We start from the raw sequence: 17,888 nt of genomic DNA, 5'->3' as shown, positions 1-17,888 counted from the left end.
GAGAGTGGCCTGCGGCCCGCTGTGGGCGCTATGACCGCCGAGGTGACGACGCGGTCAGGCGGGCTGCCACAGTTCGACCCGGTTGCCCGCAGGGTCGGTGACCCAGCCGAACCGACCGACACCCTCCATGTCCTGTGTCACCTCGTCCACGTCCGCGCCCTTGGCGCGCAGTTGCGCGAGCATCGCATCCAGGTCGCGGACCCGGAAGTTGAGCATGGTCTGCTGGGCCCGGGAGCCGAAGTAGTCGGTCTCGGACTCGAACGGCGCGAACACCGTCGGCCCGGCGCCCTGCTGCCACAGGCCGTGCTCGTCGGCGTCGAGGCCCAGGTAGTCGCGGTACCACGCGCCGAGGGCCGCCGGGTCGGCCGCCCGCACGAAGTACCCGCCGATTCCAAGCACACGTTCCATGCCGCCATGGTGCCAGGGCGGCGACCGGACGGCCGGGCACCACACCCGCACCCTCCCGAGGTCCACGTGACCCCGCGGGTGGACGCGTCAGCCCAGCGGCTTCTCGAAGCTGAAGGCGGTCACGGCCATCCGCTCGCGGAAGTAGAAGCGGTGCGCGTCGGTCCGCTGGGTGCCGGATTCCAGCGTGAGGGCGGTGCAACCGGCTGCCAGGGCGTGCTGCTCCAGGTGCGCGAGCAGCTCGTGGCCCACTCCGGTGGAACGGGCGGCGGCGGCGGTGACCAGGTCGTCGACGTAGAGCGAGCGGACCGCCGCCGTGTTGACGACGATTCGCCAGCCGGCCGCGCCCACGCACCCGCCGTCCGCGTCGTAAGCGGCGGTGAAGCGCAGCCCCTGGCCGTGCGCCTCGGCGAGGATCCTGAGGAACAGCTCCTCAGTGAGGTGGGGACGCAGTTGGAGCAGCACGGGGAGCAGGTCGGAGGTGAGCCGGGGGTCGCCGGGCTCAAGGTCGATGATCTTCATGCGATGACCCTACTGGGCCGTACGGGACGGCCCCGGGCCGGAGCCGTCGCGCGGGGCCGCGGCCGACGTGTCGAAATGGGAGGGACGGCTCCGACGTCCCGTACGAAAGGCTCCGATCCCGATCCCGTTCCGGAGCCGCCGCGCAGAGCAGAAGGAGTGGCACCCCATGAAGTACATGCTGATGGTTCTCGGCAAGCAGGCCGACTACGACGCCATGGGCGGCACCGCGAACAGCGACGGCCCCGGATGGTCCGAAGCCGACCTCAAGGCGATGTTCGACTACATGGGCGCCCTCAACGACGACCTCGCCGAGTCGGGCGAGTGGGTCGACGGGCAGGGCCTGGCCCACCCCCGGCACGCGCGCCTGGTCACCGCGGCAGCCGACGGCAGCCCCGTGATCTCCGACGGGCCGTACGGGGAGGCCAAGGAGGTGCTCGCCGGGTACTGGATCGTCGACGTCGCGGACTTCGACCGCGCCGCCGAGATCGCCGCCCGCGCCTACGCCTGCCCGGTGCCCGAGGGCGCACCCAACTACCCGGTCGTCGTCCACCCCGTCGACAGCCGGTCGGGGACCGAGATGTGTTGACCGCCCCCGGACCCGCACCCGCCGGCGAGGACCTGCTGCGCCGACTGGCGCCGCAGGTCCTCGGAGCGCTCGTCCGCCGCTACGGGCACTTCGACGCGGCCGAGGACGCGGTGCAGGAGGCCCTGCTCGCCGCCGCCCGGCAGTGGCCCGAGGAGGGCCGCCCGGCCAACCCGCGCGGCTGGCTGATCCGTGTCGCCTCCCGCCGGCTGACCGACCAGTTGCGCCGCGAGGAGGCGCGCAGGCGCCGCGAGGAGACGGCCGCCGCCCTGACCCCGCGCGACGCGTTCGTGGCTCCGCCGCCGGGGGAGGGGCGGGCCCCCGCCGAGGACGACACGCTCGCCCTGCTCTTCCTCTGCTGCCGGGCCGAACTGCCTCCCGCCGGCCGGATCGCCCTCACCCTGCGGGCCGTCGGCGGCCTGACCACCGCGGAGATCGCCCGCGCCCTCCTGGTGCCCGAGACCACGATGGCCCAGCGGATCAGCCGGGCGAAACGCCGCATCAAAGCCTCCGGGACCCCGTTCGGCGTCAGTCCCGACGACGCCCACGACGCCCACGACGCCTACGACTCCCACGACTCCCACGGCGCCCACGGCGCGGACGGCACCGACGGGACCGGCCCGCAGGCGGCCGCGGACCGTGCCGCACGGCTCGCCGACGTGCTCCACGTGCTCTACCTGATCTTCAACGAGGGCTACACCGCCACCTCGGGCCGCGATCTGCAGCGCTCCGACCTCGCAGCCGAGGCGATCCGCCTCACCCGCGCCGTCCACGCGCAACTCCCCGCCGACGGCGAGGTGGCGGGCCTGCTGGCGTTGATGCTGCTCACCGACGCCCGCCGCGCCGCACGCACCACGCCCGACGGCGACCTGATCCCCCTCGCCGAACAGGACCGCACGCGCTGGGACCGCGCCGCCGTCACCGAAGGGGTCGCCCTGGTCAGCGACGCCCTCACCCGTGCGCCGCTGGGTCCTTACCAGCTGCGCGCGGCGATCGCGGCCGTGCACGACGAGGCGTCGAGCGACGAGGACACCGACTGGGTGGAGATCCTCGCCCTGTACGAGGTACTGGTCCGGATGGTCCCCGGCCCCGTGGAGCGCCTGGGCCACGCGGTCGCGGTGGCCATGGTGCACGGGCCCCGGCGGGCCCTGGCCCTGCTCGAAGACCTGGACCGGGACGAGCGGCTGGCCGGTCACCACCGCCTCGAGGCCGTACGGGCCCACCTGCTGGAGAGGGCGGGCGAGAGGGCGGCGGCGCGGGCCGCCTACGCGAAGGCCGCCGGGCTCACGCTCAGCGTTCCGGAGCGCCGCTACCTCCTGCTGCGGGCAGCCCGGCTCGCGGAGTGAGCGGGCAGGGCCCCGCTCCGGGCGTCCGCATGACGGACACGGTCCACCGTTGTCAGAGGCACCGCCTACTCTTGATCACGTGAGCCCGACCTCTGACGACCACCTCGTCCCCGAACGTTCCCTCGCCGAGATCAACGCCGACATCCGCTGCCTGTTCGCACGTGCCGAGGGTCGCCTCTCCGACGCGGAGCGGATCCGCCACGCCCTCCTGCTGGGCGAGTGGGCCTCTGCGATACGAGCCTCGGTGGTCCCGGCCGCGTAGCGGCCCCGCCCCTCGCGGTCATGCCGCGCAGGTCGTGTCGCACCGATGATTCCGGCGCCCGGCGGCAGTCTTCCCTACGAGCATCCGCACGTACGAGAAGGTGGACCATGAGCGACCTGCGCAGTCTCCTGGAGATCCACGTCGGTGAGGGGTCACTGCCCGGCGCGGTGGCCCTGGTGGCACACGGCGAGGACGTCGAGGTCGCAGCCGTCGGCTCCGTCGACACGACCGGCACCGCACCCATGGCCCGCGACTCCCTCTTCCGGATCGCCTCGGTCACCAAACCCGTGACCGCCGCGGCCACGATGATGCTGGTCGAGGACGGACTGCTGGCCCTCGACGTCCCCGTGGCCCGCTGGCTGCCGGAACTCGCGGCGCCGACGGTGGTCCGTACCCCCTCCGCTCCGCTCGACGACGTGGTGCCCGCCGATCGTCCGATCACCGTCGCCGACCTGCTCACCTTCCGCGCCGGGTACGGCTTCCCCGCGGACTTCTCGCTGCCCGCCGTGGCACCGCTGTTCGGCGAACTGAAGCAGGGGCCGCCCCGACCGCAGGAGGTGGCGGCGCCGGACGCGTGGACCGCGGCCCTGGGGCGGATCCCCCTCCTCCACCAGCCCGGCGAGGCGTGGCTCTACAACACCTGCTCCGACGTCCTCGGGGTGCTGATCGCCCGAGCGACCGGACAGACCTTCCCGGACGTGCTCGCCGAGCGAATCTTCGAGCCGCTCGGCATGCGGGACACCGCGTTCTCCGTACCGCGCGGGCAGCTCCACCGGTTCACCAGCTACTACCGGGCCGCCCCCGACGGCGGAGCCCTGGAGCTCGTGGACGGGCCCGACGGCGAGTGGAGCACCCTCCCCGCCTTCCCGTCCGGCGCGGGCGGCCTCGTCTCCACCGTCGACGACCTGTACGCCTTCGGCCGGATGCTGCTCGCCGGAGGCGCGGACCGAGGTGGCCGGCGGCTGCTCTCGGCCGATTCGGTACGGCAGATGACCACCGACCACCTCACGGCGTCCCAGCGCGCGGCGGGCACCCTGTTCCTGGAGGGCCAGGGCTGGGGTTACGGCGGCTCGGTCGACGTGGCCCGCCTCGACCCGTGGAACGTACCGGGCCGGTACGGCTGGATCGGCGGCACCGGCACCGCCGCCCACATCGTCCCCGCCACCGGGACGCTCACCCTGCTCCTCACCCAGCGGGAACTGGCCGGTCCGACCGCGCCCGAGGTGATGCGGGAGTTCTGGACCTACGCCGCCGCCCGCCCCTGACGTCCCGGTCCGCCCCCGCCCCCACCGGTCCCTGACGTCCCGGTCCGCCCCGCCCCCCACCGGTTCCTGACCTCCGTGCCGGCCCCCCCGGCCGTCCCGACCGGCCCGCCGCTCCTACGTCCGCCGGCCGGCGCCCCCTTCCGCCCGTTCCCGCAGCCGGCGCTTGTCCGGTTTGCCCCGCGCCGTCAGCGGGACCGCCCGTTCCCAGAACACCGCGGTGGGCCGGTGTGCCGGGGCCAGCTCCTTCTCCACCAGGTCACAGGCCTCGGCGGCGAGCCCGGGGTCGGGCTCGTACCCCGCCGCGGGCACCAGGAAGGCGCACACCTCCTCGCCGGTGAGGTCACTGTGCCGCCCCACCACCACGGCCCGTGCGACGGCGGGATGCCGGGCGAGCGCGGCCTCGACGGGCACGCAGTACACGTTGTCCCCGTGGACCATCACCACGTCGTGGATCCGGTCGTCCAGGTACAGGTAGCCGTCCGCCCCGAAGTGCCCGAGGTCCCCCGTCCGCAGCCATCCGTCCCGCAGCACCCCGGCCGTCAGTCCGGGCCGGCCCCAGTACCCGGTCATCATCGCCGCCGACCGCACCCACACCTCGCCCGTGCGGCCGGCCGCCACCGCCGTGCCCCGCCCGTCGCGCACCTCCACCTCCACCCCCGCGACGGGCCGCCCCACCGACGACAGCAGCTCCGGCCGCCCGCCCACCGCCGCATCGTGATCGGCGGGGGAGAGCCGGCAGATCACCGCCGCCTCGTTCGTGCCGTAGCCCTGCCGCCACCGGCCGCCCCAGCGGGTCACCGCCTCGCGCAGCCGCTCGGGATGGACGGGCGAATCGCCGTAGGAGACCGCCACCAGCCCCGGTACACCGCGGGCGGTCGCCGGGTCGTCCAGCAGCCGGTAGACCATCGAAGTCGTCAGGTACGTGGTCACCGGCCCCAGACGCCGGCAGGCCGCCACGAACCCCGCGGGCGTGAACGGTTCGAGGACCTCCACCCGGCCCCCGGCCCGCCACTGCTCCAGGCACCGCCCGCCCGACCGCTGCGCCAGCGAGGTCACCGACAGGTACACCGAGTCCGCCCAGGCCGCCGGCCGTACGGCGTTCCGCGCGGCCATCGCCCCGAAGGTGGAGGCCACCCCCTTGGGCCGACCCGTGGTCCCGCCCGTGTACGTCACCCGCGCCACGTCGTCCTCCCGCGCCCGCACCGGCACAGCGCCGAGATCGCCCCGGGCGGCCCGACGGAGCAGCTCGGCCAGGCCGAGCCCGGGCGCCCCGGTCGCGGGCACCGGTACGTCGTGCACGATGAGGTCCGGCCGGCAGTCCCGTAGGACGAAGTCGAGCCCGTACTGGGCGGGGCCGGCGAGCACCTGGGTCAGCCGGGCGCCCAACAGGTGCGCGGCGATCCGTACCAGCAGCACCTCCGGCCGGTTCGAGCCCGTGACGCAGGCCAGTCCCGAGCCGCGCCCGATCCCCTGCTCGGAGAGCGCCCCGGCCAGTCGACAGGCGCCGTCGAGCACCTCCTGGAATCCGAGGACGACCGGGCCGGCGCCGAGCGCGGGCCCACCGGCGTACCGCTCCAACGCCCCCACCAGCGAAGTGACATACCGCGCGGCCACCATGGGGGACTGCCTCTCCGCGCCGCTCCGGGACACCGGCATGATGGACGTCATGACGAACGAATCCCGTGCTCGTTCCTTCAGCTCCGCGGCCGCACGCTACGCCGCCCACCGCCCCGCTTACCCGCCCGCGCTCTTCGACACGCTGGCGGAGATGGCCGGCTTTGCGCTGGCCGGCGCACGGGTCGCCGACGTCGGGGCGGGAACGGGGATCGCCACCGCCCTCCTGGAGGCCCGAGGGGCCCTGGTGGTCGGGGTGGAGCCGGGCGAGGGCATGGCGCAGGAGTTCCGCCGACGCAACCCCGGCACGCCGCTGGTCCGCGCGGACGGGAACCGGCTGCCGCTGGCTTCCGGCTGCCTGGACCTGCTGACCTACGCGCAGTCCTGGCACTGGACGGACCCGGCGCACGCGGTCCCCGAGGCCCTGCGCGTGCTGCGCCCCGGCGGGGCCCTGGCGGTATGGCAGAACGACCCGGACACCGGGGTCGGCTGGATCGCCGATCAGCAGGACCGGATCGAGAAGAGGTTCGGCCCGGGCTGGTACATCAACGAGCGCGCGCTCTCCCAGGAGGGGCTGCGCTTCACCGACCGCCGGCTGGCGTGGTCGCGCCGCGTCCCGGTCGACACGCATCTGGCCAAGCTGTCCACCCACTCCCTGTTCCTCATCGGAGAGCCCGGCACGGACGCCTTCCTGGAGGACGAGCGAGCCCTCCTCATGGACCGGTTCCCGGACGGTTGGGTGGAGGAGCACTACGTCGTCGAGCTGAGCGTGGCCGTCCGGGGGCGTGAGACGCGGTAGGGGCCGTTCGGGTGAAGCGGCGCAACCTGTGTTCTCCCCGGACGTTGATCAAGGTGCTTATCACCGTGCACTCGTGCGACATAAGGACCACTGATGATCAAGAAGTTCATGGCCACCGCCGCCGTCACCGCGTCGATCGTCGGCGTGGGCGCGGCCATGGCCGCCCCGGCCATGGCCATCGGCAACGACAACGGGGTCAACACCGTCCAGGGCAACGGCGCCGCGCAGATCTACGGCAACCAGGAGACCCGTGGCGACCTGAGCCCGCAGCTCGGCGCGATCCAGGGCACCCTGAACAAGCCCTGCATCGGCCTGCCCGTCAAGGCCAACGTCCAGTCCGTGGCCGCGCTCCTCGCCAATGTCGGCGTTCAGGACATCAACGTCCTGGCCAACCCGCAGAACCAGCAGTGCACCGAGAACTCCACCCAGGCCAAGGGCGACGAGCCGCTCTCGCACATCCTGGACAACATCCCGGTCCTGTCGGGCAACGTCTCGGCCAACAGCTGACGCAGTCCCCTCGTACGAGCCGGGGCCTCCGACGCCTGCGCGAGTGCCCACGGGGCCCCGGCTTGTTCCACCCGGATCCACGGTTCCCCGGAACCGCCTCCTCCACCGGCGCACGGCGGCCGACCGGCCGCCGGGGTGGGCACCGAACCGTACGCCACAGAGCCTCCGCCCGACCGGGCCGGAGGCTCTATGCATGTCCCTGCCGCCCCTGTCAAGACACGAATGCCCGCGGCGTGACGCGCGGTGTTCCGATCATGCTCACTGGAATCTCCCGCTTCACCCGGAAGGGGTGGGGCACGGCAGCTCCAGGAGGCGAGTGACGATGAACCCGGAAGGCGCGGAGATGGACCGCTGGGCGACCATCGCAGACGTGGACGGAGGCGAAACGGTCTTCGAGGCGATCGCGGCGGACATAGGGGCGGCGATCGAGGCGCTGCGCGCGAGCCGGCTGGACGTGGCGGCGGACCACGTGGACCGCGCGGCCGGACTCTTCGACCGTGCCTCGGCACCGTCGCGGACGGTCGCCACCGAGCGACCCCGACACTTCCCCGTGTTCCCGCGGCCCACCCAGGACTCCGACGCCGTCCGGTCCGAACCGTACGAGCGCTTCGAGAACCTGTGCGGCCTGCCGACCGCCCCGGGCGAGGCCCACGACACGGTGGTCCGGGCCTATCTCGACCTGCGCCGCTCGGCCCGGTTCGGCGAGGCCGAGTGGAACCGCTTCCGCAACGCGCTCTCCGGACTGGAGGAGCGACACCAGCGCTGGAAGTCCGAGTGCCTGGCACGACCGGCACTTCCGGCGGCGCGGTGAGCCGAGCTGCTCGGACGGACGCGCCCGAAGACAGGTCAGAAGGGGCGGGTCGGGAGGTACTTGCCGTCCAGCGTGATGACGGCACGCTCGCCGCCCTCGGGGTCGGCGACCTTCTTGACGTCCAGCTTGAAGTTGATCGCGCTGATGATGCCGTCCCCGAACTGCTCGTGGACCAGGGCCTTCAGCGTGGTCCCGTAGACCTGAAGCATCTCGTGGAAGCGGTAGATCGTCGGGTCGGTGGGGGTGCCGACGGGGACGGACCCGCGGGTCGGGATCGTCTGCAGGAGCCGCACCGCGTCCTCGTCCAGGTCCAGCAGGTCGGCGACCGCCCTCGCGGCGGACCCGGGCAGGGCGTGCTGGCCCAGCAGGGCGGCGGTGACGAAGGCGACCGACAGGCCGGTCGCGTCGGCGAGCTGCTGCCAGGACAGGTCCCTCCGGGTCTTGGCGTCGACGACGGTGGCGGCCAGGGCCTGGCGGGCGGTGGGGTCGAACTGGGCGTGCGGCATCAAGTCGTCCTTCGGGGAGGAGGGGTGGGGAGGGTTGAGGAGGTGGAGGACGGGGTGGCGGGGGCGCGGGGTCAGCCGTCGGCTGCGGGGCCGAGGTCCGTGACGGCGCCGGAGCGGATGTCGTAGACCCAGCCGTGCAGCGTCAGGGTTCCCGCGGCCCGCGCGCGGGCGACCGAGGGGTGGGTGGCCAGGTTCGCGAGCTGGGCCCGTACGTTCTCGCGCACCAGGGCGGCCAGCCGGTCGGGGCCGGCGACGCCCGCCGTACGGGCCACCGAGGCGTCCGCATGCCGCAGCCACCCCGCTACGGAGGCGGCGGCCCTCAGGTCGGCGCCCCCGGCCAGGGCGGTCATCGCCCCGCAGGCGGAGTGCCCGCACACGACGATCCCGGTGACGCCGAGGACGGCGACGGCGTACTCGATGCTGGCCGCCACCCCGTCCGCGCCCGGCGCGTGGGCGGGGACGAGATTTCCGGCGGTGCGGACGACGAACAACTCGCCCGGCTCGCTCTGGGTGATCAGCTCCGGCACCACACGGGCGTCCGAGCAGCCGATGAACAGGGTCGTCGGCCGGTGCACCTCGGCCAAGTGGGCGAAGAGGTCCGCCTTGGCCGGAAACACCTCGCGCCGGAAACGCGCGACGCCGTCGGCGAGAACGCGCGAGGTGGGCCCGGTGTGCGTGGTCGGCAAGGGACGCCTGGTCTGCGTGGTCTGCGTGGTCTGCACGGTCACTCCCTGCGGTGGGATGCGCCCCTGCGGGGCTGGACGTGTTCCACCATGCATGACCTGCATCTATTGTGTCCAAGACGCAATATGCATGCCGGCCATCGATGTCATCTATAGTCGGCTCCATGGCACCGGAACTGCGCCACCTGCGCTATCTGATCGCCGTCGCCGAACACGGCAGCTTCACCCGCGCCGCCGAAGAGCTGCGGATCTCCCAGCCCACCCTGTCCCAGCAGGTGAAGCAGCTCGAACGCGCCGTCGGCGTCCAGCTGTTGGACCGCACCGGGCGCGGCGTACGGCTCACCGACGCCGGCGCGACGTACGTCCACTACGCGCGCGGCGCCCTACGGGACCTCGCCGTGGCCGAGCGCGCCGTCCTGGACCTGGCCGACCTCTCCCGCGGCCACCTGCGCCTCGCGCTGACCCCCACCTTCACCGCGTACCTCGTCGGTCCGCTGGTCGCGGCCTTCCACACCGCGCACCCCGGCATCACCCTGGAGATCCGGGAAATGCCGCAGGACCGGATCGAGGCCGGGCTGCTCGCCGACGAGCACGAGTTGGGGCTCGCCTTCGAGGGGCTACACCTGCCCGGGATCGCGGCGACCCCGTTGTTCACCGAGACCCTCGGTCTGGTCACGGCGGCCGACGCGGACCCCGGGCCCCTGCCCGTACGCGACCTCGCGACGCGCCGACTGGCGCTGCTCAGCGGGGACTTCGCCACCCGCGAGCACGTCGACGCCTATCTCGCCGCCCATGGCGTACGGCCGCACATCGCGGTCGAGGCGAACTCCGTGCAGGCCCTCACCGAGATCGTCCGACGCACCGCACTGGCCACCGTCCTGCCCGACGCCGTCACCCACGACCGTCCGTACCTGCGCCCCGTACCGCTCGACCCCGCCCTGCCGTCCCGAACGGTCAGCCTGCTGCGCCGGGAGGGCGCGTACGAGAGCGCCGCGACCCGCGCCTTCACCGAGCTCACCGCCCGACTGGTGCGCGCCCGCGGCTACCGCCCCCCGCCGCGCGCGCACGCGTAGCGGGGGGCGGCCGGGAGCGGGGCGGATCACTTGTCGGGGCACTCCTTCCAGGCCAGGTGGTAGATGGTGTTGATGCTGCCGTCGGTGGAGTCCATCGTCATGTAGCTGGTCGACGAGGGGGACGAGGTGCCTCTGGTCACGCGCAGTTCGGTGTTGATGTTGAAGTTCCGCTGCACCCCGCACGGTGCCCACACCAGTTGGGCCCAGTCGGTCACGTCGGTGGCCTGCCAGTTGTCCTCCTGCGGCCCGCTGAAGTTGTGGGTGCGCGCGGCGGTGTCCGGTGAGCCCTGGAAGTAGTACGAGGCCTTCTCGGTGGCCTTGGCGCCCGGCGCGAGCGAGGCGTAGCCGCGGTAGTCGGCACTGGCGACCGCGTAGGTGAAGCCGTGGGGCACGTGCACGATCAGGCTGAGCTGGCAGTTCTTGCGGGCCGCCGTGGGCGGGGCGCCGCCGCCGACCTGGGCCAGGTACTGGCTGTAGGTCACGGTGAAGGCGGTGTTGTCCTGGGACACGGCGACCTGTGCGGTGTCCTTGGGGCACCCGGATCCGTTGACCGTGGCGACTTCGATCACGATCCGGTCGGGCGGCGGGTTCACGATCGTGGAGGGGGTGGCGTGCGTGGGCAGGGTGGCGGTGAGCAGGGCGCCGATCGCGCCGCTCACGAGGAATCCGCCGGACATGTTTCTCCGATCCACTGCTTCGGTACCGGGCGGCGCGCAGGCGGGCGTGCCTGAGTGCCGGTGGGTGTGGGGGGTGCGGCCGGCCAGAGCGGGGCCGGGTCGTCACAGACCGGTGTGCAGGGTGGAACGGGACGGGCCCAGGAAGGGGAATGCGGGCATGTCCCTGACAATACCCGGCCCGTGAGGACCGGGTGCCCGAATCGTAGGAACCCCGGGCGGCCCGGACCAGGGCGATGTCCGGCCAATCGCGCCGCCCGGCCCGGACCGGCCGGATCCGGACGACCGGCCGGAAGCCGAAGAGCGGAATCAGGCCGTGGCCGGCCGGGCCAGCCGCTCGACGCGCGCCACGAACTCCGCGGGATGGAAGGGCTTCGCGAGAGCGTCGCTGACACCGGCCTCCAGCGCGCGCACCGTGCACTCGGGATCCGCCGGCGGCAGCGCGAGGATCGGCACCCGCCCGTGATCGGGGTGCCGGCGGATCTCTTCGAACAGCGCCACCTCGTCCAGGCCCGGCCCGGTGCGCTCGCAGATCACGAGGGAGATCGGGCCGGCGCTGCCCAGGAGGGAGACGGTGTCCGCCCCGGTCCCGCCGTCGACCACGGTGAACCCCCGGGCCACGAGGAGGCGCTCCAGCAGGCCCCGCAGGGTGGTCTCCTTCGCCACGAGGAGGATCCTGCCCGGGGTGTCGCCGCTCATGTCTTTCCTCTTCATCCGTGTGGGGGGTCCCGCAGAGCCTACGAGGCGGGGCGTGTGCACGCCCGCTCCGGGGCACGTCATCCGGTAGCTTCGGTCCATGAGCACAGAGCCGCAGAGCTTTGAGATCCTGCTGGTGCCCGGGCACATCGAGAACCTGCGCGGCGAGTCCCCCGCGGACCGGGCCCTGCGGTCGGCCACGGTGGAGGCGACCGGCGAGACGGGTGCCTCGGGCTATCCCCGCTACCGCGGGCAGGGCGTGGAGGCCGACATCGACCCGAGCACGCGCACGGTCGAGGCCCTGCTGGTCGACGGCGCGGAGCTGGACTACGGGCTGGTCGCCATGGTCGCTCCCGAGCGGGACCGCGGCAAGCACTGAAGGGCCGTCTGGGCGCGGGATCCGGACCCCGCGAGGTGTCCGGGCGACTCGCCGCTCCGCGCCGGCACCGGCCATTTCGCACCCACGGTACGTACGGTCGCGGTGATGCCCCGTAGCCTCGATGTGCGGCCGCCCCCGTGCGAAGGGCCGCCGTACGCGAGCCACCTCCCTGCCCCGCCCACCCCCTGAGCGGAGAACCACAGATGGCACCCACCCTCGCCCTCAAGCCCGGTACGGCCTGGTCCGACGCATGGCGGCGGTCCCTGGCCGCCGCACCCGAGGCCTTCCGTGACGATCGCGTCCTCAACCTCTGGGCCGGCTCCTGGCAGCCCGACGGCCGCAGCCTGCCGGCCACCAGCCCGGTCGACGGCAGCCCCGTCGCGGGCCCGCCGCGGCTCGACCCGCAGACCGCGGGCGCGGCCGTACGGGCCTGCCTCGACGAGCACCGCGCCTGGCGGCACGTCCCGCTGTCCGAACGGCGGGCCCGGGTCACGGCCGCCCTCGACGCCCTCACCGAGCACCGGGAACTGCTCTCCCTCCTGCTGGTCTGGGAGATCGGCAAGCCCTGGCACCTGGCCCAGGCCGATGTGGACCGGGCCGTGGACGGCGTCCGCTGGTACGTGGAGCACATCGAGGCCATGGCCGAGGGCCGCTCCCCGCTCGCCGGGCCCGTCTCCAACATCGCGAGCTGGAACTACCCCATGTCCGTGCTGGTCCACGCCATGCTGGTGCAGGCCCTCGCCGGCAACGCGGTCATCGCGAAGACCCCCACCGACGGAGGCCTCGCCTGCCTCACCCTCGCCGGCGCGCTGATCCGCCGCGAGGGCATCCCCGTTACCCTGGTCAGCGGCAGCGGGGCCGAACTGTCCGAGGCCCTCGTACGCTCCCCGGAGATCGGCTGCGTCTCCTTCGTCGGCGGCCGCGACACCGGAGCGCGGATCGCCACAGCCGTCACCGACCTCGGCAAGCGCCACATCCTGGAGCAGGAGGGCCTCAACACCTGGGGCATCTGGGAGCACACCGACTGGTCCGCCCTGACGGCGGTCATCCCCAAACTCTTCGACTACGGCAAGCAGCGCTGCACCGCCTACCCGCGCTTCGTCGTCCAGCGCACCGCCTTCGACGCCTTCCTCGCCGCCTACCTGCCGGCCGTCGCGTCCATCCGCACCGGCCACCCGCTCGCCGTAGCGCACCCCGAAGACCCGCTGCCCGAGCTGGACTTCGGCCCCCTCATCAACGCGGCCAAGGCCAAGGAGCTCACCGACCACGCCGCAGAGGCCATCGAGCGGGGCGCCGTACCGCTCTACCGCGGCACGCTGGACCCGGCCCGCTTCCTAGAGGGCCAGGACACCTCCGCGTACATGGCCCCGCTCACGCTGCTCAGTCCGCCGGCCTCCTCCCCGCTCTACCACGCGGAACCCTTCGGGCCCGTCGACACCATCGTCCTCGTCGACACCGAGGCGGAGCTGCTCGCCGCGATGAACGCCTCCGGCGGCGCCCTCGTCGCGACCCTGTCCACCGACGATCCGGCCACCTTCGCCCGGCTCGCCCCGCAGATCCGGGCCTTCAAACTCGGCCACGGCAAGCCACGCTCGCGCGGCGACCGCGAGGAGCTCTTCGGCGGGTTCGGCGCATCCTGGCGCGGCGCGTTCGTCGGCGGTGAACTGCTCGTGCACGCCGTCACCGACGGCCTGGGCGGCGAACGGCTGCCCGGCAACTTCCCCGAGTACCAGCTGATGCCGTAGCCCGCGGGGCGACCGGGACGCGCCCGACCTCGCGCTGCTCGCCCCGGCCGACGGCCAAGCCCCGCCAGGAGGTTCCCGGCGGGGCTTCGTTTCGACACGGCGGATCAACGATTCCCACCGGTGACCGGCGGGGTTCGTCCACATCAGGAGAAGAGGCGGTCCACCTCGTTTCCGTCCTGGTCAAAGACGATCACCTCGCCGTACAACCAGACCGTGACCCCGCCCGTCCAGTAGACGATCTCCATCTCGCCCAGCCGGGAAGGGGAGACCTCGAAGAACATGCACGCACCCGGGTCGACCGCGTAGACCATGCCGAGCGGTTCGATCATCAACCGGCATCCGGTCGACTCATCGGCGGCGATCCTGATCCTGCTCATGAACCGTTCCTCATGTCCATCGGGGGCATCCGTAGGCGTCAATGATGCGCTGGAGCAACACGACACGGCCCGGCCTCCGCGCTGCGGGGGCCGGGCCGGGCTTCGGGCGATCGGGCGATCAGGTGGGCGTCAGCTCACCTGGAGGGTGACGTCGTCCACGACGAAGGAGGTCTGCAGGGACTGGTCCTCCGTGCCGTTGAACTTCAGGGTGACGGTCTGGCCGGCGAACTGCGAGAGGTCGTAGGACTTCTCCACGTAGCCGGAGTTCGCGTTCAGGTTGGAGAGGGTCTCCAGGGTCTGGCCGGCCACCGAGACGGTGAACCGGTCGTAGACGACGTTCTCGTCCTCGTCGGTGTCGATGTGGAGGAAGAAGCCGAGCCGGTACGTGGAGCAGCCCGACGGGATGGTCAGCGTCTGGGCGGCGCTGTCCGTGTGGGTGGACCCGTACCCGGCGAGCCACGCCTTGTAGCTGCCGCCGTGCGGGGTCTGGCCGGACTGGTTGGTGATGACACCGGCGGTCGCGCTCCACGGGCTGGAGCCGTTCTCGAAGCCGCCGTTGGCCACGAGCTGGCGCGGGGTGCAGGAGCCGCCACCGGTGACGGTGAGCGTGTAGGTGGTGGCGTGGCTGACGGTTCCGGAGCCGGTGACCGTCAGGGTGTACGTGCCGGGCGCGGTGCTCGCGCCGACCTGGACGGACAGCGCCGAGGAGCTGCCGGACTGGACGGACGTCGGGCTGAGCGTCGCGGTGACACCGGCCGGCGCGCCCGAGACGGAGAGCGCGACGGTCTGGGCGGCACCGCTCACGGTGGCGGTGTTGACGGTGGCGGAAGCGGAACCGCCGGGGGCCGCGCTGCCCGCGGACGGGCTGACGGCGATGGAGAAGTCCTGCGCGGGGGTCTCACCGCCGACCGCCTGCTTCCAGACGGCGTAGGCGACGCCGTCGGCGCTGCGGTTCAGCACCGTGGCGTTGATGTTGTTCGTGGTGTCGCAGGAGCTGTGGTAGCAGGAGTCGTAGGCGGCGTTGGCCGTGCCGCCCCACTTCGTGGCCTGCGCCGAGGTCTTGCGGGCGCTGGCCCCGGCCGCGTAGCCGGAGGTGGGGATGCCGGCTTGCTGGAAGGAGTAGTCGTCGCTGCGGCCCTGGCCCTCGGTGTTCTCCTCGGGCGCCAGGTTCAGCGAGGTCCAGTACGCCTTCAGCGGGGCCGCGGTGGTGGAGTTGACGTTGTTGATGAAGTAGCCGCCGTTGGTGGAGCCCACCATGTCGAAGTTGTAGTAGCCCTTGATGGCGCTGCGCTGGGCGCTGCTCAGCTGGTTGACGTAGAACTCGGAGCCGTTGAGGCCCTGCTCCTCGTCGGTCCACCAGGCGAAGCGCACGTGCTTGGTCATCGTCGGGTTCTTCTGGGCGAGGACCAGGGCGTTCTCCAGCAGCGTCGCGGAGCCCGAGCCGTTGTCGTTGATGCCGGGGCCGGCCGAGACGCTGTCGAGGTGCGCACCGAACATGACGGTCTGGTCGGCGGGACCGCCCGGCCAGTCGGCGAGCAGGTTGTTCGACGGGTAGGTGCAGGAGGTGCAGTTCTGCTCGGTGACGGTGTAACCGGCCGCCTGCAGCTTGCCCTTCACGTACGCCAGCGACTGGGTGTAGCCGGCGCTGCCCGCCCGGCGGTGGCCGCCGTTCTGGCTCGCGATGGTGTTGAACTGGGTCAGGTGCGCCTGCACGTTGGCGACGTCGATGTCCGGCGGGTCGTTGCCGGGCTGGGTCCCGCCGACGTTGAGCGCGTAGTCGACCGTGTGGGAGAGGGCCGCGCCCTGACCCTTGACGACGACCGTGGACGCGCCGGGGGCCGCGTTGGCCGTTGCGGTCAGGGTGAGCACCGAGGACTGGCCGGACTGCACGGTGGCCGGGTTGAAGGAGGCGCTCACGCCGGCCGGCAGGCCGGAGGCGGTCAGCGTCACCGACTGGGCGTTGCCCGTGGTGACAGTGGTGCCGACGGTGGTGGTCACGGAGGCGCCGTGCTGGACGGTGCCCGAGGAGGGGCTCAGCGACATGGAGAAGTCGTTGTTCTGGCCGCTCGGGGTACAGGTCGGGTCGGCACTCTGGGCGGGCACGCTGATGCCGTCCCAGGCGGCCTTGGTCTTGTTGAAGAGGTCACAGGTGGCGTCGAGCGACTTGGCGGAACTCAGCGTCGCCGTACGGTACTTCTTGTAGGACATGCTGCTGGTCTTGAGCAGCATGCCGCCGTAGAAGATCTTGCCGGCGTTCTGCACGCCCACACCGGTCAGCGTGCTGCCGTTGCAGGTGCTGCTGCTGGGCTTGCCGCCGCCGGGGCTGGTGCCCTCGGCCAGCAGGTAGAACCAGTGGTTCAGGGGGCCGGCCGCCGCGTGCACCTCGGTGCCGGGTATCGCGGAGCTGTAGCAGGCCGGGTCGTTGTTGACGGCCGGCGGGTTGTACATGTTCCGGATCGGGCCCCGGCCCTGGAGGTTGATGACCTCGCCGACCGTGTAGTCGGGGGTGTCGTACGGGGCCGGCTCGTTGGCGAAGGCCTCGGTCAGCGCGCCGAAGATGTCGCCGGTGGCCTCGCCGAGCCCGGACTCCTGGCCGCTGGTGCCGCCCGGGGTGTTGGAGTCGATGGCGTGCCCGTACTCGTGGGCCACCACGTCGATCCCGGCGATCCACTCGCCCGCGCTGTTGCGCCCGATGGTGACGGAGCTGCCGTCCCAGTAGGCGTTGAGGTCGCTCAGGCCCACCTTGGCGGGGAAGCTGCGGCCGTTGCCGCTGACGCCGTTGCGGCCCAGCCACTGGGAGAGCATGTCCCACTGCTTCTGCGCCGCGAACATCAGGTCGACGCAGCCGGTTTCCTTGCTCGTGGGGTTGCCGGTGCCCCAGGAGTCGGAGGACTTCGAGAAGACCGTGCCGGTGCTGTAGTCGGCACAGCTCAGACCGGTCCGGACCGGGTCGCGCAGCGTGTACGTGGAACCCGAGTTGGTGGTGTCGATGGTGACCGGGCCCGGCCCGTTCCACTTGCTGTTGCCCGTGCCGGCGACCACCTCGTCGTAGCTGTCGACGAAGGCGCCCGTCCGCGCGTCCACGAAGACGTGCAGCCTGCTGGGCGCCGTCTTGGTCCGGCCGACCAGCACCGTTTCCCACGCCAGCACCGGCTTGTCGTCCTTGAGCCGGACCGCGAGCCGGCTGCTCTCGACCTTGTCGACCGAGGCCAGCTTCGCCCGCGAGGTCGATTCGGCGTCCTTCGCGGAGACCGACGCCCGGGTGGAGACGTCGATGCGCACGGCGGAGGCGGACTGGAGGGCGCGCACCTTGCCGGTGCCGTCCGCGAGCACGACCGCGTCGCCGCCGACGACCGGCAGGCCGCGGTAGCTGCGCTCGTACGAGACGGAGTAGAGGTCCTTCACCCAAGGGGTGACGAGACGTCGTTCGTACTGTTCCTGGGAGGAGTTGACCAGGGAGTCCAGGCCGCTGTCGACGGCCTGGTCGGCGGCCGCGACCGCACGGGCGGCCGGTGTGTCCTTCTGGGACGGGGAGGGCTGCGCCGGCTGCGCCGCCGATGCCGTTCCGGCCAGAGCGCCGGCGAGGCTCGCGGTCAGCGCCATCGCTGCCACGGCCGCCGTCCATCTGCTGGGATGCAACG

Annotated in this window: 19 protein-coding genes; 10 read left to right on the top strand and 9 right to left on the bottom strand. The window is 72.5% G+C overall.

Annotated elements, in window-relative coordinates; all coding sequences use genetic code 11:
• Positions 1-54: 54 nt before the first annotated feature.
• Both ACIQK6_RS20235 and ACIQK6_RS20230 read right to left on the bottom strand, forming a co-directional pair.
• Positions 55-408, bottom strand: coding sequence for a VOC family protein (locus tag ACIQK6_RS20235; RefSeq protein ID WP_329095208.1), 354 nt, complete (start codon positions 406-408; stop codon positions 55-57).
• 87 nt (positions 409-495) lie between these two features.
• Entirely contained in the window at positions 496-927 is a 432-nt protein-coding gene (locus ACIQK6_RS20230) for a GNAT family N-acetyltransferase (protein ID WP_329095206.1), read from the bottom strand.
• A 166-nt stretch (positions 928-1,093) separates the two neighbouring features.
• Here ACIQK6_RS20230 and ACIQK6_RS20225 point away from each other — a divergent pair, with 166 nt between their 5' ends.
• From ACIQK6_RS20225 to ACIQK6_RS20210, 4 genes are all read left to right on the top strand, one after another.
• Positions 1,094-1,513: a YciI family protein gene (locus tag ACIQK6_RS20225; RefSeq protein WP_329095204.1), complete on the top strand. Its 420-nt coding sequence runs from the start codon at positions 1,094-1,096 to the stop codon at positions 1,511-1,513.
• Positions 1,510-2,856: a sigma-70 family RNA polymerase sigma factor gene (locus tag ACIQK6_RS20220; RefSeq protein WP_329107398.1), complete on the top strand. Its 1,347-nt coding sequence runs from the start codon at positions 1,510-1,512 to the stop codon at positions 2,854-2,856. Before ACIQK6_RS20225 ends, ACIQK6_RS20220 begins: the two co-directional genes overlap by 4 nt.
• A 79-nt stretch (positions 2,857-2,935) precedes the next feature.
• Positions 2,936-3,118 (top strand): hypothetical protein, encoded by a 183-nt coding sequence (locus tag ACIQK6_RS20215; RefSeq protein ID WP_329095202.1) that lies wholly within the window; start codon positions 2,936-2,938, stop codon positions 3,116-3,118.
• A 107-nt stretch (positions 3,119-3,225) separates the two neighbouring features.
• A complete protein-coding gene (locus tag ACIQK6_RS20210; protein WP_329095200.1) occupies positions 3,226-4,383 on the top strand; it encodes a serine hydrolase domain-containing protein in 1,158 nt (385 codons plus the stop codon).
• 114 nt (positions 4,384-4,497) lie between these two features.
• Here ACIQK6_RS20210 and ACIQK6_RS20205 read toward each other — a convergent pair whose 3' ends face one another.
• Entirely contained in the window at positions 4,498-6,051 is a 1,554-nt protein-coding gene (locus tag ACIQK6_RS20205; RefSeq protein ID WP_329095198.1) for an AMP-binding protein, read from the bottom strand.
• On the opposite strand from ACIQK6_RS20205, the gene ACIQK6_RS20200 reads away from it, so the two are divergent.
• The 3 genes from ACIQK6_RS20200 (at position 6,050) to ACIQK6_RS20190 (ending at position 8,114) form a co-directional block, all read left to right on the top strand.
• Positions 6,050-6,796 carry a class I SAM-dependent methyltransferase gene (locus ACIQK6_RS20200; protein WP_329095196.1) on the top strand — a complete coding sequence of 249 codons (747 nt, stop codon included), beginning with the start codon at positions 6,050-6,052 and terminating at the stop codon, positions 6,794-6,796. The genes ACIQK6_RS20205 and ACIQK6_RS20200 overlap by 2 nt on opposite strands.
• 93 nt (positions 6,797-6,889) lie before the next feature.
• Positions 6,890-7,303: a rodlin gene (locus ACIQK6_RS20195; RefSeq protein ID WP_329095194.1), complete on the top strand. Its 414-nt coding sequence runs from the start codon at positions 6,890-6,892 to the stop codon at positions 7,301-7,303.
• Positions 7,304-7,625: 322 nt separating this feature from the next.
• The gene (locus ACIQK6_RS20190) at positions 7,626-8,114 is read left to right on the top strand and encodes a hypothetical protein (protein ID WP_329095192.1); all 489 of its coding nucleotides are present in this window, start codon (positions 7,626-7,628) and stop codon (positions 8,112-8,114) included.
• Between the two features lie 35 nt (positions 8,115-8,149).
• On the opposite strand, the gene cynS is transcribed toward ACIQK6_RS20190, so the two are convergent.
• Both cynS and ACIQK6_RS20180 read right to left on the bottom strand, forming a co-directional pair.
• Positions 8,150-8,620, bottom strand: coding sequence for a cyanase (gene cynS, locus ACIQK6_RS20185; RefSeq protein ID WP_329095191.1), 471 nt, complete (start codon positions 8,618-8,620; stop codon positions 8,150-8,152).
• Positions 8,621-8,691: 71 nt separating this feature from the next.
• On the bottom strand, positions 8,692-9,342 hold the full coding sequence (locus tag ACIQK6_RS20180; protein ID WP_329095189.1) for a carbonic anhydrase: 651 nt from the start codon (positions 9,340-9,342) through the stop codon (positions 8,692-8,694).
• A gap of 125 nt (positions 9,343-9,467) precedes the next feature.
• Here ACIQK6_RS20180 and cynR point away from each other — a divergent pair, with 125 nt between their 5' ends.
• Complete coding sequence (cynR, locus tag ACIQK6_RS20175) at positions 9,468-10,376, top strand: transcriptional regulator CynR (RefSeq protein ID WP_329095185.1); 909 nt, start codon at positions 9,468-9,470, stop codon at positions 10,374-10,376.
• A 26-nt stretch (positions 10,377-10,402) separates the two neighbouring features.
• Here the strand turns inward: cynR and ACIQK6_RS20170 are convergent, their stop codons facing one another.
• Entirely contained in the window at positions 10,403-11,053 is a 651-nt protein-coding gene (locus ACIQK6_RS20170) for a DUF4360 domain-containing protein (protein WP_329095183.1), read from the bottom strand.
• Between the two features lie 306 nt (positions 11,054-11,359).
• Complete coding sequence (locus ACIQK6_RS20165) at positions 11,360-11,749, bottom strand: response regulator (protein WP_329095181.1); 390 nt, start codon at positions 11,747-11,749, stop codon at positions 11,360-11,362.
• A 97-nt stretch (positions 11,750-11,846) separates the two neighbouring features.
• On the opposite strand from ACIQK6_RS20165, the gene ACIQK6_RS20160 reads away from it, so the two are divergent.
• On the top strand, positions 11,847-12,125 hold the full coding sequence (locus tag ACIQK6_RS20160) for a hypothetical protein (protein ID WP_329095180.1): 279 nt from the start codon (positions 11,847-11,849) through the stop codon (positions 12,123-12,125).
• Between the two features lie 203 nt (positions 12,126-12,328).
• Positions 12,329-13,870: an aldehyde dehydrogenase family protein gene (locus ACIQK6_RS20155; protein WP_329095178.1), complete on the top strand. Its 1,542-nt coding sequence runs from the start codon at positions 12,329-12,331 to the stop codon at positions 13,868-13,870.
• Between the two features lie 143 nt (positions 13,871-14,013).
• Here ACIQK6_RS20155 and ACIQK6_RS20150 read toward each other — a convergent pair whose 3' ends face one another.
• Together ACIQK6_RS20150 and ACIQK6_RS20145 are read right to left on the bottom strand one after the other, a co-directional pair.
• Positions 14,014-14,247 (bottom strand): hypothetical protein, encoded by a 234-nt coding sequence (locus tag ACIQK6_RS20150; protein WP_329095175.1) that lies wholly within the window; start codon positions 14,245-14,247, stop codon positions 14,014-14,016.
• Positions 14,248-14,376: 129 nt separating this feature from the next.
• Positions 14,377-17,850: a M28 family peptidase gene (locus ACIQK6_RS20145; RefSeq protein WP_329107396.1), complete on the bottom strand. Its 3,474-nt coding sequence runs from the start codon at positions 17,848-17,850 to the stop codon at positions 14,377-14,379.
• Positions 17,851-17,888 lie beyond the last annotated feature (38 nt).

The sequence above is a fragment of the Streptomyces sp. NPDC091682 genome (assembly GCF_044756625.1).
Classification (GTDB): Bacteria; Actinomycetota; Actinomycetes; order Streptomycetales; family Streptomycetaceae; genus Streptomyces.
Note: the sequence above shows the minus strand (reverse complement) of the source record. Positions and strands in the feature narration are given on the sequence as shown.

Bases quoted from the DNA above. Each gene is read 5' to 3' on its own strand.
- cynS (WP_329095191.1), bottom strand. From the start codon at position 8,620: ATGCCGCACGCCCAGTTCGACCCCACCGCCCGCCAGGCCCTGGCCGCC.
- ACIQK6_RS20210 (WP_329095200.1), top strand. From the start codon at position 3,226: ATGAGCGACCTGCGCAGTCTCCTGGAGATCCACGTCGGTGAGGGGTCA.
- ACIQK6_RS20190 (WP_329095192.1), top strand. From the start codon at position 7,626: ATGAACCCGGAAGGCGCGGAGATGGACCGCTGGGCGACCATCGCAGAC.
- ACIQK6_RS20230 (WP_329095206.1), bottom strand. From the start codon at position 927: ATGAAGATCATCGACCTTGAGCCCGGCGACCCCCGGCTCACCTCCGAC.
- ACIQK6_RS20235 (WP_329095208.1), bottom strand. From the start codon at position 408: ATGGAACGTGTGCTTGGAATCGGCGGGTACTTCGTGCGGGCGGCCGAC.
- ACIQK6_RS20155 (WP_329095178.1), top strand. From the start codon at position 12,329: ATGGCACCCACCCTCGCCCTCAAGCCCGGTACGGCCTGGTCCGACGCA.
- ACIQK6_RS20170 (WP_329095183.1), bottom strand. From the start codon at position 11,053: ATGTCCGGCGGATTCCTCGTGAGCGGCGCGATCGGCGCCCTGCTCACC.
- cynR (WP_329095185.1), top strand. From the start codon at position 9,468: ATGGCACCGGAACTGCGCCACCTGCGCTATCTGATCGCCGTCGCCGAA.
- ACIQK6_RS20165 (WP_329095181.1), bottom strand. From the start codon at position 11,749: ATGAGCGGCGACACCCCGGGCAGGATCCTCCTCGTGGCGAAGGAGACC.
- ACIQK6_RS20225 (WP_329095204.1), top strand. From the start codon at position 1,094: ATGAAGTACATGCTGATGGTTCTCGGCAAGCAGGCCGACTACGACGCC.
- ACIQK6_RS20200 (WP_329095196.1), top strand. From the start codon at position 6,050: ATGACGAACGAATCCCGTGCTCGTTCCTTCAGCTCCGCGGCCGCACGC.
- ACIQK6_RS20160 (WP_329095180.1), top strand. From the start codon at position 11,847: ATGAGCACAGAGCCGCAGAGCTTTGAGATCCTGCTGGTGCCCGGGCAC.
- ACIQK6_RS20150 (WP_329095175.1), bottom strand. From the start codon at position 14,247: ATGAGCAGGATCAGGATCGCCGCCGATGAGTCGACCGGATGCCGGTTG.
- ACIQK6_RS20195 (WP_329095194.1), top strand. From the start codon at position 6,890: ATGATCAAGAAGTTCATGGCCACCGCCGCCGTCACCGCGTCGATCGTC.
- ACIQK6_RS20205 (WP_329095198.1), bottom strand. From the start codon at position 6,051: ATGACGTCCATCATGCCGGTGTCCCGGAGCGGCGCGGAGAGGCAGTCC.
- ACIQK6_RS20145 (WP_329107396.1), bottom strand. From the start codon at position 17,850: ATGGCGCTGACCGCGAGCCTCGCCGGCGCTCTGGCCGGAACGGCATCG.